Source organism: uncultured Fretibacterium sp. (assembly GCF_938030725.1).
Lineage (GTDB): Bacteria > Synergistota > Synergistia > Synergistales > Aminobacteriaceae > Fretibacterium.
The window spans coordinates 15,439-31,208 of sequence record NZ_CALHIQ010000142.1 but is presented as its reverse complement, the minus strand read 5'-3'; the positions used below and the strand labels follow the sequence as shown (position 1 = coordinate 31,208).

14 protein-coding genes are annotated in these 15,770 nt (G+C 68.0%); 1 reads left to right on the top strand and 13 read right to left on the bottom strand.

The genetic code is table 11. The features are described 5' to 3' along the window. The 13 genes from Q0629_RS08230 to Q0629_RS08170 form a co-directional block, all read right to left on the bottom strand. The coding region (locus Q0629_RS08230; protein WP_298781261.1) for a type II secretion system protein at positions 1-329 on the bottom strand (329 nt) is incomplete at its 3' end. Between the two features lie 11 nt (positions 330-340). Next, the gene (gspC, locus tag Q0629_RS08225; RefSeq protein WP_298781256.1) at positions 341-1,297 is read right to left on the bottom strand and encodes a type II secretion system protein GspC; all 957 of its coding nucleotides are present in this window, start codon (positions 1,295-1,297) and stop codon (positions 341-343) included. Beyond that, positions 1,294-1,896: a hypothetical protein gene (locus Q0629_RS08220; protein WP_298781253.1), complete on the bottom strand. Its 603-nt coding sequence runs from the start codon at positions 1,894-1,896 to the stop codon at positions 1,294-1,296. Before Q0629_RS08220 ends, gspC begins: the two co-directional genes overlap by 4 nt. Further along, positions 1,893-2,414, bottom strand: coding sequence for a hypothetical protein (locus tag Q0629_RS08215; RefSeq protein WP_298781251.1), 522 nt, complete (start codon positions 2,412-2,414; stop codon positions 1,893-1,895). Before Q0629_RS08215 ends, Q0629_RS08220 begins: the two co-directional genes overlap by 4 nt. Next, complete coding sequence (gene gspL, locus Q0629_RS08210; protein WP_298781248.1) at positions 2,411-3,604, bottom strand: type II secretion system protein GspL; 1,194 nt, start codon at positions 3,602-3,604, stop codon at positions 2,411-2,413. Before gspL ends, Q0629_RS08215 begins: the two co-directional genes overlap by 4 nt. Before the next feature lie 2 nt (positions 3,605-3,606). Beyond that, on the bottom strand, positions 3,607-4,485 hold the full coding sequence (locus Q0629_RS08205) for a helix-hairpin-helix domain-containing protein (RefSeq protein WP_298781243.1): 879 nt from the start codon (positions 4,483-4,485) through the stop codon (positions 3,607-3,609). A 13-nt stretch (positions 4,486-4,498) separates the two neighbouring features. Beyond that, a complete protein-coding gene (locus Q0629_RS08200; RefSeq protein WP_298781240.1) occupies positions 4,499-5,116 on the bottom strand; it encodes a prepilin-type N-terminal cleavage/methylation domain-containing protein in 618 nt (205 codons plus the stop codon). Further along, the gene (locus tag Q0629_RS08195; protein WP_298781236.1) at positions 5,113-7,077 is read right to left on the bottom strand and encodes an O-antigen ligase family protein; all 1,965 of its coding nucleotides are present in this window, start codon (positions 7,075-7,077) and stop codon (positions 5,113-5,115) included. The genes Q0629_RS08200 and Q0629_RS08195 overlap by 4 nt, the downstream gene beginning before the upstream one ends. A 111-nt stretch (positions 7,078-7,188) precedes the next feature. Next, positions 7,189-8,829, bottom strand: a complete 1,641-nt coding sequence (locus Q0629_RS08190) for a fused MFS/spermidine synthase (RefSeq protein WP_298781234.1) — start codon at positions 8,827-8,829, stop codon at positions 7,189-7,191. Positions 8,830-9,076: 247 nt separating this feature from the next. Beyond that, positions 9,077-10,549 (bottom strand): TrkH family potassium uptake protein, encoded by a 1,473-nt coding sequence (locus Q0629_RS08185; protein ID WP_298781231.1) that lies wholly within the window; start codon positions 10,547-10,549, stop codon positions 9,077-9,079. A 28-nt stretch (positions 10,550-10,577) separates the two neighbouring features. Beyond that, complete coding sequence (gene trkA, locus Q0629_RS08180) at positions 10,578-11,960, bottom strand: Trk system potassium transporter TrkA (protein ID WP_298781229.1); 1,383 nt, start codon at positions 11,958-11,960, stop codon at positions 10,578-10,580. Next, positions 11,957-12,715, bottom strand: coding sequence for an acyl-ACP thioesterase domain-containing protein (locus Q0629_RS08175; RefSeq protein WP_298781227.1), 759 nt, complete (start codon positions 12,713-12,715; stop codon positions 11,957-11,959). The genes trkA and Q0629_RS08175 overlap by 4 nt, the downstream gene beginning before the upstream one ends. Continuing rightward, positions 12,702-14,054, bottom strand: coding sequence for an aminotransferase class V-fold PLP-dependent enzyme (locus Q0629_RS08170; protein WP_366123250.1), 1,353 nt, complete (start codon positions 14,052-14,054; stop codon positions 12,702-12,704). The genes Q0629_RS08175 and Q0629_RS08170 overlap by 14 nt, the downstream gene beginning before the upstream one ends. Before the next feature lie 315 nt (positions 14,055-14,369). Here Q0629_RS08170 and dnaA point away from each other — a divergent pair, with 315 nt between their 5' ends. After that, positions 14,370-15,731 (top strand): chromosomal replication initiator protein DnaA, encoded by a 1,362-nt coding sequence (gene dnaA / locus Q0629_RS08165; RefSeq protein WP_298781224.1) that lies wholly within the window; start codon positions 14,370-14,372, stop codon positions 15,729-15,731. Positions 15,732-15,770: the final 39 nt, after the last annotated feature.

Here is a 15,770-nt window from a genome sequence, read left to right as displayed (position 1 = left end):
GCCTCAGGCAGGTAGATGACCATCGAGCGCTTCCCCAGGCTCACCGTCACCCGCCTGAAGGGCAGCTCCAGGTCCTCGACGGGCACGGAGTCGATCTCCGTGCGCCACTCCACGCCCTCCTCCTTGCCGCTTTCGGGCATGTCCTTCTCCGTTCGGAAGCGCAGCCATATCCTCTGCGCCGCCGCGGTCAGCTCCCGCTCCGCCGCGATCTCGGAGAGCGAGCGCAGCGACATGGTGATGAGGCGAAACCCGGCGGCGACCACCATCCCCACGATGGCCACCGCCACCAGGACCTCCATCAGGGTGAAGCCACGCCGGGCGCCGGACATCCCGTTCACGCTCAATGCACCACGTACCGCAGCGCGGTGGGCTTGCCCTCCCGGTCCACCTCCACGTCGAAGCGCTCGCTGTTCATCAGGGAGTTGATGGAGTTGGCGATATCCGCCATGTTCGTGAAGGGGATCCCGTTGACGGACTTGATGACGTCGCCCTTCTGCACGCCCAGCTGCTTCAGGATGCTGTCGTCCTGGATCCACTGGATCTCGAGGCCGTTTCCTCCGTCGTTGGGGCGCAGGCGGATCTTCTTCAACTCGTCGAAGGGGTTCTGCACCAGGCTGGTCACGAGTTCGCTCGGGACCTCCCCGTCCTGCTCCCCCGGCCTGGCGGGCGTCACGCTGCCCTCCGGGATGCCCACGGGCCGGGCCTCCGCTGTGGGGGTGGAGAACGCACCCCGCTCCGAACCGGGCTCGCTGTAGCGCAGCTCCCGCACCACCACCTCGTCCTCCTTGACGAAGACGGCCTCCCGGTAGGTGACCTTCGCCAGCGTGTAGACATCAAAGCTGGTCCCCATCAGCACCAGGCGCACCTTGCCCTTGTCCTCGATCCAGGCCCCCACGTTCGGCAGGGTCCCCCGTAGCACAGCCGTCGCCAGGGAGCCGGTGACCTCCACGTCCGCGCTCCGGGCTGTCGGGAGGCTCGCCTCCATCGGCGAAACGCGGAAGGGGTTGGCCGTCAGGAACTCCTCCATGCCGGCACCGACGGAGGACGCCCTCTCCGCCTCCGCAGGCAGGGCGGACCGGTCCACGGCGCGCCCCGTGCCGAAGCGCCCCAGGAGCGTTTCGAGGCAGGCGTCGGCGAACCAGCCCAGCGTCAGCCCCAGCAGGACGGGCAAGAGCCAGAGCCACGCCGCATAGACGCGCCCTCCCTCAGCGCCGCGCGGAGCCGCAGCCTCCCGGCGCGTCCGATCCCGGAGGCGGGAGAGCCTTCCCCTGAGGGAGGACACCAGCTCGCCCCTCATTGCGCCGCGCCCCCTTCCGACGGAGCGCGGCGCAGGACCCAGCCGCTCCCCTCGCGAACCAGGGGCAGGAAGCCCTGCAGCGTTTCCATGTTGCCCTCAAAGGACTGAGGCACGGAGATCGCAGCCTCGGCCCTCGATATCTTCATGCGGCCCGGGTCCAGCGCCACGAAGCCCGAAATCGCGAAGTCCCCGTCCGTTCGCAGCCGCTCCAACAGCACACCGTCCCGGCCCGCCGTCAGCAGGAAGCCGCCGTCCCCGAAGTTCATCGCCTGACCCATCGTCATCTCGCCCCCGGTGAAGTCCGCCTCGCAGACCGGCGCCAGGCTCAGCAGGCTCGCCATCAGCTGAGGGCGCAGGGTGAGGGACCTGAACGAAAAGGTCGTGAAGCCGCTCACGGAGAGCCCGTTGACCGTAAAGCCCCCTCCCGCCGCCTCCACGTCCGAGAAGGCCAGTCTCATGCCGTGCCGCTCCAGCACGTCCCCAGCCAGGGTCAGGGAGGCCACGCCCGCCTCGCGCCAGGGCAGGAAGGTCCAGAGCGCGGCCACGAAGGCGACCAGAAACAGAAGCGCCTTCAGGAGACGCGTCGCCAGCCGCCTCATCGTCCGGCGTCCCCCTTGACGGGGCCGATGATCGCGGAGACCGACAGGAGTTGCTTGTCGCCGGTGGGCAGAGCCCGTACCTCCGCGGAGAGGAAGTGTACGCCCCGCACTGCCAGTTGCTGGTTCAGCTCCACCAACTCCTCCGCGTGGAGCCGGTTGATCTCCACGGACTGATTCTTTCCGTCCGGCGAGATGCGGTTCACGCGGCTGCCCAGCTCCATTCGCTCGGAGACCTGAGCGAACACCGTGGGGACGTCCACGGTCCCCTCCGACGTGCCCGCCCCTCCGGCAGGCGCCATGAGGCGGTACTCCTCCGCCAGCATGGATAGGGTCCGCAGACGCCCCTCCTGGGTCGCCAGCGCGGCGGAGGCCTCGGCGGTCCATCCCGACACCCAACTCACCGCTGCCCAGACCCCCAGGGCCAGGAGGGCGACAGCCAGAAAGCGCACCGACCCCGGGGCCTCGCCCCGAAGGACAGCCCGCGCGTTGTTGATCGTCCCGTCAAAGTTCATCGTCATTCTCCGCCTCCCAGAGGCTGCCAGCGGACGCGGAGGTCAAAGCGGTACCCCACGCCCGATACGCTCTGCGTGTTGTCCAGCTGCGACAGCGCAGCCCGGCCCTCCCAGGCCTTGCGGAAGGCCAGCACCGTGCTCATGTCCGGCGCCGAGCCCGTGCAGTCCAGTCCCTCCGCATTATAGCGCAGGACGTCCACCTTGACGTCCATGCTGGGGTTCTCCGTGAAGACGGCGCCCAGGTCCGCCAGCACGCTCCCCAGCTCGCGTCCCTCCGTGCCACCCTGAAGCTCGGCGATCCGGTCCCGCGCCAGGGCGACGGGGTTCGAGATACGCCCCGTGTGCGTCGGGTCAAAGGCCTGGCGGTACAGGTCCTCGGACCTCAGGCGGGCCTCATCGACCCGGGACAGGGCCTGTCGCCAGCGCAGGACGCTCCCCGCCAGCGTCAAGGCCCCCATCAGGAGGATCCAACAGGCGGCGCGGGTCATGAGCCGGACGTCCCGTTCGAGGCCCATGGCCCCCTCCAGCGCCCTGCGGGAGAGGTTGAGCGTCCGGAGCCAGGGGCAGTGGGGCAGGGTCTCCCGCGCGGAGTCCTCCAGCGTCGCAGCGGCACCGGGGTCCCGCGCGTCGAGGACGAAGGACGCGCCCCTCTCCAGCTTGCGGGCAGCGCAGCAGCGGTCGAACCAGGCCAGCTCCGCCTCCGGGGAGGATCGGTCCCGCGACGTCCAGCGGGTGAGGGCTGGCTTCCAGTCCTGCCACAGGATCGAGCAGAGGTTCTCCTCGTCCGCCCACAGGGCGACCCCGGTCCCCTGCACCCGCGCGGCCAGGGGCAGCGGCGCGGGCCAGACCAGCGACCGGCCCCCGTCGAGGGGGAGGTTCAGCTCCGAGGGGGAGAGGTACCACACCGACCCCGACACCCCCCGGCCGGCCCGCTCCATAACGACGGGGAACAGCTCGATCTCCCCCGCTGCGGCATAGGGCACGACCTGAAGCCGAAGCGCCTCCCGCACCTTGGCGAGGTTGGCGAAGGGGAAGGAGAAGGGGGCCAGGGCCAGGGACCGCATGGGGACCAGCGTCACCTCCAGGGCGCCCCGACGCGCCCCCGACGCGGAGGACAGCGGCAGCAGCTCCCCGCCGGACAGACGCCGGAACCTGACGGACTCGGAAACGGCCCCTCTCTTGAAAAGCGAACGCACTCTCATGACTCCTCCCAGCGGACGACCTTCTTCTCCGTCCGGTCAAAGATGATGTTGAACGAGGTCCCTCCCGGCGACTCGTCGACGAACTCGACGCGCAGGGCGAAGTAGCGGCTCTTGAAGGCGGCCAGGTTCGTCAGTCGCGTGGCCGTCCGGGCCGTGAGTCCGGGGATGGACTGCACGTCCTGCAGGCTCCTCAGGACGTGCTCCCTCCGGTAGGCCTCGACCCGCTCCGCCTGTCCGCCGTCGAGCCCCGGCAGGAGGCGCAGGACGGGGAGGGGGGCCGAGTTGAGGTTGATCTTCCCGTCGCTCCAGAGCGTGCAGAAGTCGCTCAGGCCCGGCCTGCCGTTCCCGCCCCGGAGGACCTCCGGCGTGAGCTCCTTCAGCAGCAGGAGCTCCGAGAGGTCCAAGGGCGGGCGGTTGATGAACTCCTTCCGCTCGACGCCGCCGACCCGCCCCCTGTCGTTCCGATCCAGAAAGTCCAGCATCGGCGTGGCCAGCTCCCGGTGCCCCAGCGCGTCCCACAGGTCCTCCCACGGGCCCCGCAGCTCCTGCCTCACGGTGTTGCCGTCCGGCAGGAAGAGCTTGCGGATGGGGAATTTGTCGTCCAGCGGCCTCACCTGCACAGCCCACAGCCCCAGCCCGTCGGCCGGGAAGAGGAACGGCTTGAACCACTGCTGACGGGGGCTGTCGGCGTCCATCCGGCCGCTGACCTCGGCGATGGCGTTGATGACGGAGTCCGCGAGCACCTGAGCCATGCTGCGATTTGTCAGGGCCGTCCGCTCCTGGAGGACGCTGCGCACCTGGAGGCGGACGAACCAGGCGAAGGCCGTGGCGCAGGCGATCAGAAGCGTGCCCAGCATCAGCACGGACACCAGCACGAAGCCGCGCCGCCTACGGGAACACGGCGAAGTCCTCAGCGCTCTCCTCCTCCTTCCCCGTCCCCCGCGTCAGGGCGATGAAGAGCCCGGCGGGGAGGGGCCCCTTGTACTCCTTACGGCGCTCCTCCCCATCCACGGGGACCTCGACGCGGAAGCCCGTCACCCCCGGAAGGACGAGCTGCCCCTCCTCACCCCTCAACTTGTCGGGGTCCACCTCGGTCGGCAGCTTCCCCGACAGCACCCAGCGGTAGAGCCCGGGCAGGAGGTCCTGACGCATTGGGCTGCCCCGTTCGACCCGGTAGACCAGGCTGCCCGCCGCCACGTCCTGCCTCGCGGGGGAGGCGCTCATCACGATCAGGACGTCGTCGTCCCCCCCTCCCAACACCCTGCCGTCCTTCACGATGATCGGGACCGGAGCCGCCCGCAGCGCGGCCGCGGCGTCACGCCCGATGAAGGCCAGAGCGCGGGAGAGGGCGGAGGCGTCGGAGTAGTCCTGCTGAAGCTCCACGACGCGCCGAACCGTGACGACGACGGGCGCAAGGGCCAGGGCCGTCACCATCCCCGTCAGCATCACCGCGATCATGACCTCGATGAGCGTGAAGCCGGTTCGGCGCATGGGGCGCTCCGTCACTCGGAGGCTGGGGCGTCCATGGACTGGCGCGACACTTCGGCCCCCTCGTAGGTCATCCCACCCGACTGCTGGAGCGGCATCAGGACCAGGGCGTCGACGGAGCGGCCCAGGCGGTCCGTCATGCCCGGCTGGGGCACCAACTGGAAGGTCCCCGGCTTGAGGTAGCTCGCCAGCTCCCTCAGCACGTCCTGGGCCTGGAAGCGCTGGGCCCAATGCAGGAGCTGGCTCATGTCCTCGGAGTGGGGCTCGCGGCGGAAGTGATCCAGCAGAAGGCTGAAGCCGCGACTCAGGGCGTTGAAGTCGCCCGTCTGGTCCCCCACCTGGAGGTAGTGGTATCCCAGGTTCTTGATGGCGTCCTCCCGGACGATGGGGTGGGCGGCGGCCCTCTCCAGCCAGCCCCGCTGCAGGACGGCGTTGGAGGTGTTGAGCGCCCTCCGCAGCAGGAGGTTCCCCTCGATGCCGCTCAGGAGGTAGGCCGACCCGGCGACGGCGGCGACGAAGAAGAGGGCTCCCATCAGCCGCGCCGCCCGCTTCGCCAGGGCCGCGGACCAGCCCAGGCTCCCCGTCAGGACCTCCCGGTTCGTGATGGCGAAGGCCAGCGCCATCCACAGGATGTTCTCGATCCGGTGGAAGGGGCGGGTCCAGAGGGCGTTGAAGGCGATGAGGGTGACGAGCGCACAGGCCCAGATGGCCTCCCGGGGCAGGTGCCGGCCCTTCAGGAGGTGCGTCACGACGGCGACGCCCCACAGGCCGAACATCGCGAGGAGCAGGACGCCCCCCAGGACGCCCGCCTCGCAGAACCACTGCAGGAACTCGTTGTGAGCCCAGTGGGTGTACTGCCACTGGTACCAGGGCTCGTGGTTGGTCTTGAAGGCCTCCCGCTGAGCCTCCAGGTAGTGCCACTTGAACTGCCCGATGCCCACGCCCCCCGGGTGCTCTCGGAACATGGCCTTCGAGGTGGTCCAGATGCCGATGCGGCCGCCGACGGTCCAGGCGTTCTGGACCATGTCCCCCGTCTTGGCGATGAGGTCGCTGCTCCGCGCGCGGTTGACCGCCATGGAGCCGCCCAGCACGGCGATAAAGAGCAAGAGCGCCAGTCCGAGGCGCAGGGCGTAGGCCCGGCCGAAGCGGGCCACGGTCACGAGGCCCAGCACGAGGAGTCCGGCGAACAGGGAGAAGATTCCGGACCGGCTGGTGCTGTTCCACAGGCCCCAGACGTTGACGCCCATCAGGAGCAGGTTCAGGACCGTCAGCCACAGGGGCCTCCTCCGGCCCCCCTCGTCCACGGCGTAGGCGATGAAAAGGTAGACGGAGCTCATGACGCAGACGGCCATCCAGAGGCCAAACATGTTCTGCTGGGCGGTGTTCCCGATGTAGTTGCCCGGCGTCGGCAGGATGACGGAGCTCAGGGACTGCAGGCCCGCCAGAGGTGTCCCCGCAAGGAAGTCAAGGCCGTTCAACTTCCGAATCTGCAGCTCCGCGAACAGGACGTTGATCGCTCCGTTGACGTTGGCCAGCCAAAGGATCGGCCGCAGGCTCCCGTTGGGGAAGGAATCGACGCTCAGCACGTAAAAGGCCCACACCGCCGCCAGGCAGACGAGCTCGTGGAGCATCCCCGTCGCGGAGGAGATGGGGGTCCAAAGCGGCATGAGGGCGCAGTAGACCAACATCAGGGCCCAGATCGACCCGAAGAGGTCCACCCGCAGCGTCAGGCGGTCCCCCCCATTCCGGACGAGGCGCCAGCCCGCCGCCAGGAGGGCAAGAGCGACGGGGAACCCCGCCACGGCCCACTTCATGATGTGCAGCGTGTCGGCAAACCGCACGCCGGAGTAGACCAGGTTGGGCAGGACAAGAGCGACGATCCAGAGCGGGACCAGGATCGGCGCGGGGACGAGGGGCATCGGCCTCCTGGCCGCGCCGGGGCCGACCTTCGCCTGGTCCGCCCTGTTGGAGGACTTCATCCGAGAATCCGTCAAGGAGAACACAACCTTCCTTCACAAACGAAATTCAAAAACAAAAGCGGCGCCCCAAGGGGCGACCTCGCTGCGGGCAGGACCTCCGAGTCCGCACGCCTACTGCGCCAGCGCGTAGCGCTCCACCGGGGCAAAGGCGTCGGTGAAGGCGGGGACCTCCGGGACGAAGGGGTCCAGCCACTGGTGGGCCAGGAGGGGCAGGACGCCCGCGTCGGGGGCCGGAGGGACCGCGGGGTCGCTCGAACAGAGGGCCATCAGCATGAGGTTCTGCAGGGCCTCCGCGCTCTCCGGCCCCGGAGCGGAGGCCGGGAAGATCAGCATCCGGGGGAAGGCCTGGGAGAAGGCCGCGTAGATCCCCTGGAACACGCCGCTGCGCCGGCCCGAGAGCGCGGCGATGACGTTGGTGATGAGGACGCCGTCCGGCGCCATCAGGGCGCGGATCCGCTGCGCGGCCTCCACGGTGGTCATGTGAAAGGGGATGGAGTACCAGGAGCCGAAGACGTCCATGAAGACCGCGTCGTAGGCCCCCTGTCCCTCCGGGTCCTGCGCCATGCGGTTCAGGAAGGAGCGGGCGTCCTCGTGAAATATCCTGAGGTTCGGGCTGTCCTGCAGGTCGAAGTAGCGCCGCGCCGCCTCCGTGACGCCGGGGTCCAGCTCCACTACGTCGATGGAAACGTTGCGCTCCGCCAGGACGTGACGCGGCACGCAGTAGCCGCCCCCGCCCAGCATCAGGATCCGCTTCGCGTCCGGCTTGTAGTGGAAGGCCAGGTCGTAGAACTTGGTGTAGTCGCTCACCAGCTCCGCGGGGCTGTCCGGGTACATCAGGGACTGCGCCCCGTCCGGGTCCGTCATCATGATGCGGACGCGCCGGTTGTTGTTGCGCAGCATGAGGCTCTCCACGATGGAGATGTGGTTGTAGGCTGTGTCGATCTGGACGCCCACGGGCGTCATGGGCAGCCCGTACACCCTGGAGGCCCAGGCGCCGCAGCCCAGGCAGGCCGCCGTCAGGAGGACGCCCCGCCAGGAGGCGGCGTAGAGCAGCATGGAGAGCGCTGCAAGGGCGCTGGCGAGGCCCATCAGGATGACCCCGGAGGGAAGGAGGGAGATCAGGACGAAGCCGCCCAGGAAGGTCCCCAGGATGCTCCCCGCCGCGTTCAGGGCCGAGAGGCGCCCCACCGTGCCGCCCGACGAGGCCACGTCGCGCAGGGCCAGGCGCGCGATGAAGGGTGACGTCATGCCCAGGAGCAGGGTCGTCGGGGTGAAGATCACGAGGGCGGCCGCAACGGATGTCAGGTAGAGGTTGAGGGAGAGCCGGAGGAGAGCGGTGAGGATCGCGTTGCTGGCGAAGGCCGTCGCCCCCAGGATCGCGGCGGCCAGGAGGAGGATGCGGCCCAGCAGACGGGCCTCCGGACGCCGGTCCGCCAGGCAGCCGCCCAGCCAGTTTCCGACGCAGAGGCTCGTCATGATCACGCCGATCAGCGCCGTCCAGACGACCAGCGACGTGCCGAGGAACGGCGCCACCAGGCGGGAGCCGGTGAGCTCCAGCACCATGACGGCCGCGCCACAGAAGAAGGAGGCCGCCTGAAGGCGCTTCGGGACGCGGCCGTCCCCTGGCGTCCCCTTCCCGGTCTGAGGGGGGACCTTCGACAGCTTCAGCTTTTTCTGTTTCGGGCCCTGAGGGGCGGCCTCCTCGGTAGAGAACGGGGCCTCCGCCTCTGGCAGATGGGGATCATACTCCATAAGTTTTCAGTCCTTTTAACGCTTTTGAAGGCGTCATCGTTGTCTTCACCTGACGTTCACCCTCCGCAGGAGCCAGGGGTCGACAGGCTCCGGACGAAGTCTTCCAGAAATCGACCTCCGTCGGAATGCACTCAGTGTGGTATTTTACCAGACCTCAGGCGGGGCAGGAACGTGCCGAATGCTTAGGGAACGCTGACGGATTTTCGCCAAAACCGCTCGGTACCTCGCTCACCTCCCGTCCGGCGCCTCACCGTCTCCACGACCCCGGCAGGAAGAGAAGGAACACGGCGAAGAGCTCAAGCCGTCCCGCCAACATGCAGAAGGAGAGGACCCACTTGACGCCCGCGGGCAGCCAGGCGAAGTTCTCCACGGGCCCCAGGGCGCCCAGCCCCGGCCCCACGTTGCTGAGGCAGGCCACCACCCCGGAGAAGGCCGACATCACGTCGAGCTTCGGGTGACCGAAGGCGGTGATCGCGAGCGTGGCCGAAGTCATGATGAGGAGGTAGAGGACCAGGAAGGCCGAGGCGGAGTCCATGACGTCAGGGCCGATGGCCCGCCCGTTCATCCGCGCCGTGACCGTCGCCCTGGGGTGCAGCAGGCGCAGGGTTTCCGCCTGGACCTGACGGCGCAGGACCAGAAAGCGCACGACCTTGCACCCGCCCCCCGTGGACCCGGCACAGGCCCCCACCACCATCAGGATCAGGAGCAGGAACCGGGCGAACTCGGGCCACAGGTCGTAGTTTTCGGTGACGAACCCCGTGGTGGTGATCAGGCTCACCACGTGGAAGAAGGAGGCGCGCAGCGCGGGCTCGACCCCGGAGAAGTCGCCGCGGCGGAGGAGGCAGAGGGCGATGGCCAGGGCGGAGGCCGCGACGATGGCGGCGTACCAGCGCAGCTCCTCGTCGCCCAGGACTGCTCGAAAGCGCCTCGCGAAGAGCAGGAAGTAGAGCGAGAAGTTGACGCCCGATGCGAACATGAAGGCGGTGATCACCCACTCGACGTAGGGGCTGCGGAAGGCGGCAATCGAGGCGTTCCGCGTGGAGAAGCCCCCCGTGGCGATGGTGGCAAAGGAATGGACCACCGCCTCGAAGAGGCTCATGCCCCCCAGCATCAGCAGGAGGGTTTCGGCGAGCGTCAGCGCGAGGTAGACCCCCCACAGGAGCAGGGCGGTCTGGTGGAGGCGCGGGGTCAGCTTCTCCGGCGTGGGGCCGGGCACCTCCGCCTTGTAGAGCTCCATGCCCCCCACGCCCAGGAAGGGCAGGATCGCGAGGCTCAGGACGATGATCCCCATGCCCCCAAGCCAGTGGGTCAGCCCGCGCCAGAGCAGGATGCCCCTGGGGAGGGCCTCCACGTCGGCCAGCACCGTGGCCCCCGTGGTGGTAAAGCCCGACATGGTTTCAAAGAAGGCGTCGACGTAGCGGGGCGCCGCGCCAAACTGCCAGTAGGGCAGCGCCCCCACCGCCGAGGCGATCACCCAGGCGAAGCCCACGACGCCCACGGCCTCGCGGATGCCCAGGGTGTCCCCAAGCGGGCCGGGCCGCCAGCGCCGACCGGCCAGGAAGAGGCCCAGGCTCAGCAGGATTCCGGCGCCGAGGGAGAGGGCGAAGGCGGCGGCGTCTCCCGTGCCGTCCAGGAGGGCCAGGAGGAGCGGGGGGAGCATGAACAGGGAAACGATCGCGCAGATGAAGGAGAGGACGCGGAGGACGATCCCCACCTTCATCGGTGAAGGCCTCCTGCCGGTGCGCGCGTCACGGTTGCTCCTCCCCGAAGAGCTCCACGGCCTCGCGCATCAGGGCCGTCGAGGCGAAGAGGATGAGGTGGTCGCCGGGCTCCAGCTTCGTCGAACCCATGGGGACGAAGACCCGGTTCCCCCTGCCCAGGAGCGCCACCAGGACGCCCTTGGGCAGCCCCAGGTCCGAGAGGGGGATCCCCGCCCGGCTGTGCTTCGCCGGCAGCACCACCTCCAGCATCTCCGCGTCGATCTTCTCGATGATGGAGAGGGCCCGGGCGTGGCCGGGGTAGCGAATCGTACGAAGGATCGTGGAGGACAGCGCCTCGTTCAGGTCCACCACGGCGTCGACGGGCATGTACTTCGGCATGTCGCGGTAGAGGTGGCGGCGCACCACCGCGATGCTCTTGCGGACGCCCATGGCCTTCGCCATGGCGGCGTAGACCAGGTTCACTTCGTCGGAGTCCGTGACGCAGACGTACCCGTCCGCCTCCTCGATGCCCTCCTCCTGTAGGACCTCCCTCTGGATGCCGTCCTCGTGGAGGAACAGGGTGTTCTTGTCCCCCAGCTCGTCGGACAGCCTCCTGCAGCGCTCCTCGTTGACGTCCAGGATACGGATCTCCGCGTGCCGGTACGCTTCGTGAATCCTCTGGATCAGTTGGCACCCGATCTTTCCGCCCCCGACGATGAAGACCCGGCGCAGGGGCCGGGAGTTCTTTCGCTGAAAGAGCTCCTCCAGCATGTAGACCGTTTCCTTGTAAGAAACCACGTAGCACAGGTCCTGAGCGGCCAGCACCGTGTCACCGTCGGGGACGAAGCTCTCCCCGTCGGGGCGCTCCACGCACACCACGATGGCGACGAGGTCTTTGTAGGCGATGCGGATGTCCTTCAGGGACTTTCCCGCCAGCGGGGAGTCCTCGGCGACGCGAAAGGCGTAGATGGCCGCCTGTCCGTTCAGAAGCTCCGCCGTGCGGGTGGCGGAGCTCACCGTCAGGAGCTCCAGGATCTCCCGCGCCACGGACCGTTCGGGCGAGATCATCATGTCGATGCCGAGCTTCTGCCCCCAGGTGGGGGAGTCCGTGAACTCAAGCCCCCGTGCCCTGGCGATGACGTTCCGGACCCCGGCACTGTGGGCGATCCAACAGGACAGCATGTTCACCTCGTCCCGGTCCGTGCAGGCCACCAGGATGTCCGCGGCGCAGTCCTCCTCCCGCACGCCCGCGTCCCAGAGCACCTGGGGCCTGGCCCCGTTGCCCCGAATGACGCGCACGTCCAGCTCGTCCTCCGCGCGCTTGGCCTTCTCCACGTCCTGCTCCACCAGGTTGACGTTGTGTCCGTCCGCGGACAGGGTGGCCGCGATGCTGCGCCCCACCTCGCCCGCTCCAACGATGACGATGTTCATGACCGACAGGGCTCCCAGCTGCAGGAGAACAGGGTCATGGGCTTCTCGCCCGGACGCTCGTCGTCCGTGATGCGGTAGACGAAGGACCGCACGCTTCCCCGCTCCGGCAGGGGCGCGATGTGGATGCGGGGACGGCCGCCCCAGCGGATCCCGGACCGGAAGGAGGCCGATATCCCCCTGGGCTCGAACTCCATCAAGTCGATGGGCGTGGCCTCGAATATCCACTCGAAGTAGGCCGCGTTGTTCACGTGGGCGTTGACGTCCAGGTCGTGAAAGCGGACGGGCCAAAGGACTTCGGTGCAGGGCGCGTCCGAGTCGGGGGTCGGGATGTCCGGAAAGTCCGGGTCGATGGGGCCCGTGTAGCGCTCGTCGATCCTGGGCAGGTGAGCCTTCGGGCGCACGGGCCGCCCCGACGCCAGGTCCAGCAGGAGCCAGGAGGTCTTGGCCCAGGCCAGAGGCGTCCCGTCCGGCCGGTCCACGTTGAAGACCCGGAGGGTGTTGTAGCCGTGCTCCACGTCGTGAAAGGTCCCCACCACGAAGCGCTCGTCCAGGGCCGGAAGCGGCGCCAGAACCTCCACCTCGTAGCGCAGCAGCACCCAGGCGTAGCCCCGCGCCAGGAGCTCCGAGGAGGTCCCCTCCAGCTCCCTCACCGCCAGGCTCGCCGTGTCCTGCAGGTAGTCCAGCAGGCTGTGGAGCTTCAGTCGCCCGTGGCAGGAGGCGTCGGACGGCAGGACCGTCAGCTCACGCAGGTACATGTGCCTTGATCCCTCCAAGCGCCTTCACCGCCTCCGACAGCGCGCTGAAGAAGTCGTCGACGTCCTGAGGCGCGTTGAAGTACCCCGGCGAAACCCGAAGGCTCCCCTGGGGGAACGTGCCGAGGGACCGGTGGGCCTCCGGCGCGCAGTGCAGTCCCGGACGGGTTTCAAACCCCATGCGGGACAGCTCGTCCGCCAGGACTCCGTTGTCCAACCCCCGGACGTTGATCGAGAAGACGGGAAGCCGCCCCTCCATGCCCTGCTTTCCGCTGAGCAGGACGCCCTCCTGCTTCGAGAGGCGCTCCAGGAAGCGCCGCCCCAGCTCCCGCTCGCGGGCCTCGACGGCCTGGACGCCCTCCGCCTCCAGCCACCCCAGCGCGGCGTGGAGCCCCGCGATGCCGGGCAGGTTGGGGGTCCCGGACTCGAAGCGGTCCGGCAGCTCCTCCGGCTGAGTTTCCAGGTGCGAGTAGCTCCCCGTCCCCCCCGTGACGATGGGCTCCACCCTCCGGGCGAAGTCCGGCCTCCACACCACGCCGCCGACGCCCTGGGGGCCCATCAGCCCCTTGTGCCCCGTGAAGCACAGCGCGGCGAGCCCCAGCTTCGCCGCGTCCAGGGGCAGTACCCCCGCCGTCTGGGCCGTGTCCAACACCAGCGGCAGCTCCGCCTCCCGGCAGATTGCCGCCACCTCCTCCAAGGGCTGGATCGTCCCGCAAACGTTGCTGGCGTGGGCCATCACCATCAGGTCGAACCGTTCAAACCTCAGGAGCCGCCGCAGGTCCTCCGGGTCCAGCAGCCCCTCGCGGTCCGAGGGCAGGAGCGTCAGCAGGACGCCCCGCTCTTCAAGAGCCCTGAGAGGCCGCATGACGGCGTTGTGCTCCATGGAGGAAGCGACGACCTTCATCCCCGGCCGCAGGAAGCCCCGCAGGACGAAGTTCAGTGCCTCGGTCACGTTGGCGCAGAAGGTGACGTACCGGGGGTCCGCATCCTCCCAGCCGCCCAGCAGGGAGGCGACCCGAATGCGGCAGTCCAGCACGGAGTTCAGCGTTTCCATGTCCCGGGCGGAGGACGTGCCCCGGGCCAGGTTCGCCCCGCCGCGGGCAAGGAAGGCGGCCATGGCTTCGCCGACGGGGGCGGGTTTCGGCCAGGTGGTAGCGGCGTTGTTCAGATAGATCGACATTTTAGAAAAGACCTCCTTGAGCTCCCGCAGACTTCCCCCGTCCCCTTCCTCGATCAGGCCACCTGCAGCGGAAGAGGGCGGACGGCACCCCGACAGGAGGTCCTGGACAGGACCTCCTGGGCAGACGGCGTTCCTTGCCCGCCGTCCGTCCACATCGTTCATGATATCATTAACTCCGCCGTGAAGCATCCGCGACGAATGAACTCGTTCATTTTACCTTCGTTTATCCCCATCGCGCTCTGAAAGCGGGTCGGAAACGGCGAGTTATCCACAGGTTTTGCGTCATTTCCCTGTGGATAAGTGTATAATTAACTCAAATTGGCTTGAGAAACGCCTTACAGAGGGCCGTCGATGTGGACAACCCTGCGATCTCACGGGAGGGACGGGGTCGGCGCTCGTCCACATCCCCATCACGGTGGTCCCCCGCCTGTGACCAGGCGGCAGGGGACAGGCTTCAAGGTACAGGGGTGAAAGGGATTGCAGCAAAAGGACGAACGAAATCTGATGGACCTGTGGCAGGGGATCCTGGCGCGGGCGGACCTCCCGGAGGAGGCCGTCCCGCTGTGGTTCAGCACCTGTGTACCCATTTCCATCGAGGAGGGAACGCTGGTGGTGGACACGGCGAACCCCTTCATCAAGGAGCAGATCGCGAAGAAGTTTCTGGCCCGTCTCAACGAGGCAGCGGAGGGGATGGGGGTGAGGGGCCTCCGGCTCCAGGCCAGCGTGCAGCCGGAGGAGGCCAGGGCGGAACTGGCACGGCAGGATCAGCAGGAAAGGCCAGGGCACAGCGCCCCCGTGGCGCGAATCAACCTGAACCCGAACTACACCTTCGAGAGCTTCGTGGTGGGCAAATCGAACCGCCTGGCGCAGGCCTCGAGCCTGGCCGTCGCGGAGAGCCTGGTTTCCACGGAGGCCCCCGTGAAGGAGCGCTTCAACCCTCTGTTTATCTGGGGCGGGGTGGGGCTCGGCAAGACGCACCTGATGCACGCCATCTGCCACTACGCCCTGAAACGGTCGCCGGACCTTCGGGCCCTCTACATCAGCGCGGAGAAGTTCCTGAACGAGTTCATCCAGTCCATCCGGGACTCGAAGACGGACCAGTTCAAGGATCGTTACCGCAACGTGGACATCCTTCTGATCGACGACATTCAGTTCCTGGGCAACCGGGAGCGGAGCCAGGAGGAGTTCTTTCACACCTTCAACACGCTCTACGAGGGCAACAGCCAGGTCGTCATCTGCTCGGATCGGCAGCCCTCCGAGCTTCAGAACATCGAGGACCGACTGATCAGCCGCTTCAACTGGGGGATGGTGGCGGACATCCAGCCCCCGGACCTGGAAACGCGCATTGCGATCCTGCAGAAGAAAGCCATGCTGCGGGGCTGCGACCTGCCGGACGAGGTCGTCCACTTCCTGGCTCAACACATCCCCAGCAACATTCGGGACCTGGAGGGCGCGCTGAACCGCGTCATCATGTCCTCGGAGCTCTACGGCGAGCCCGTCACCATCGAGCGCAGCTCCGAGTGGCTGAAGGACGTCCTGCGCATGGACGTCAAGGCGCCGGTGACGGTGGAGGACATCCAGAGCGTCGTGGCGGAGTACTTCAGCATGAGCCCTGAGGAGCTGACCAGCTCCAAGCGGACGGCGGAGCTGGCCATGGCCCGACAAATCGCCATGTTCCTCTGCTGCGAGATGACGGAGACGAGCCTTCTTCGGATCGCCCACGCCTTCCGCAAGAAGGACCACACCACCGTCATCCACGCGCGGAAGAAGATCGGCGAACTCGTCAAGACGGACCAGGAGGTGCGTCGGACGGTGGATAACCTCAAGAACAGGCTGTGAACGAGTTGTGGATATCCAAGTGTTGTCCACAAAACAAAT

Coding starts and splice junctions, on each gene's coding strand:
- Q0629_RS08220 (WP_298781253.1), bottom strand. CDS start 1,896: ATGAGGCGGCTGGCGACGCGTCTCCTGAAGGCGCTTCTGTTTCTGGTC.
- Q0629_RS08215 (WP_298781251.1), bottom strand. CDS start 2,414: ATGACGATGAACTTTGACGGGACGATCAACAACGCGCGGGCTGTCCTT.
- Q0629_RS08185 (WP_298781231.1), bottom strand. CDS start 10,549: ATGAAGGTGGGGATCGTCCTCCGCGTCCTCTCCTTCATCTGCGCGATC.
- Q0629_RS08170 (WP_366123250.1), bottom strand. CDS start 14,054: ATGAACGATGTGGACGGACGGCGGGCAAGGAACGCCGTCTGCCCAGGA.
- Q0629_RS08175 (WP_298781227.1), bottom strand. CDS start 12,715: ATGTACCTGCGTGAGCTGACGGTCCTGCCGTCCGACGCCTCCTGCCAC.
- trkA (WP_298781229.1), bottom strand. CDS start 11,960: ATGAACATCGTCATCGTTGGAGCGGGCGAGGTGGGGCGCAGCATCGCG.
- Q0629_RS08195 (WP_298781236.1), bottom strand. CDS start 7,077: ATGAAGTCCTCCAACAGGGCGGACCAGGCGAAGGTCGGCCCCGGCGCG.
- gspC (WP_298781256.1), bottom strand. CDS start 1,297: ATGAGGGGCGAGCTGGTGTCCTCCCTCAGGGGAAGGCTCTCCCGCCTC.
- Q0629_RS08190 (WP_298781234.1), bottom strand. CDS start 8,829: ATGGAGTATGATCCCCATCTGCCAGAGGCGGAGGCCCCGTTCTCTACC.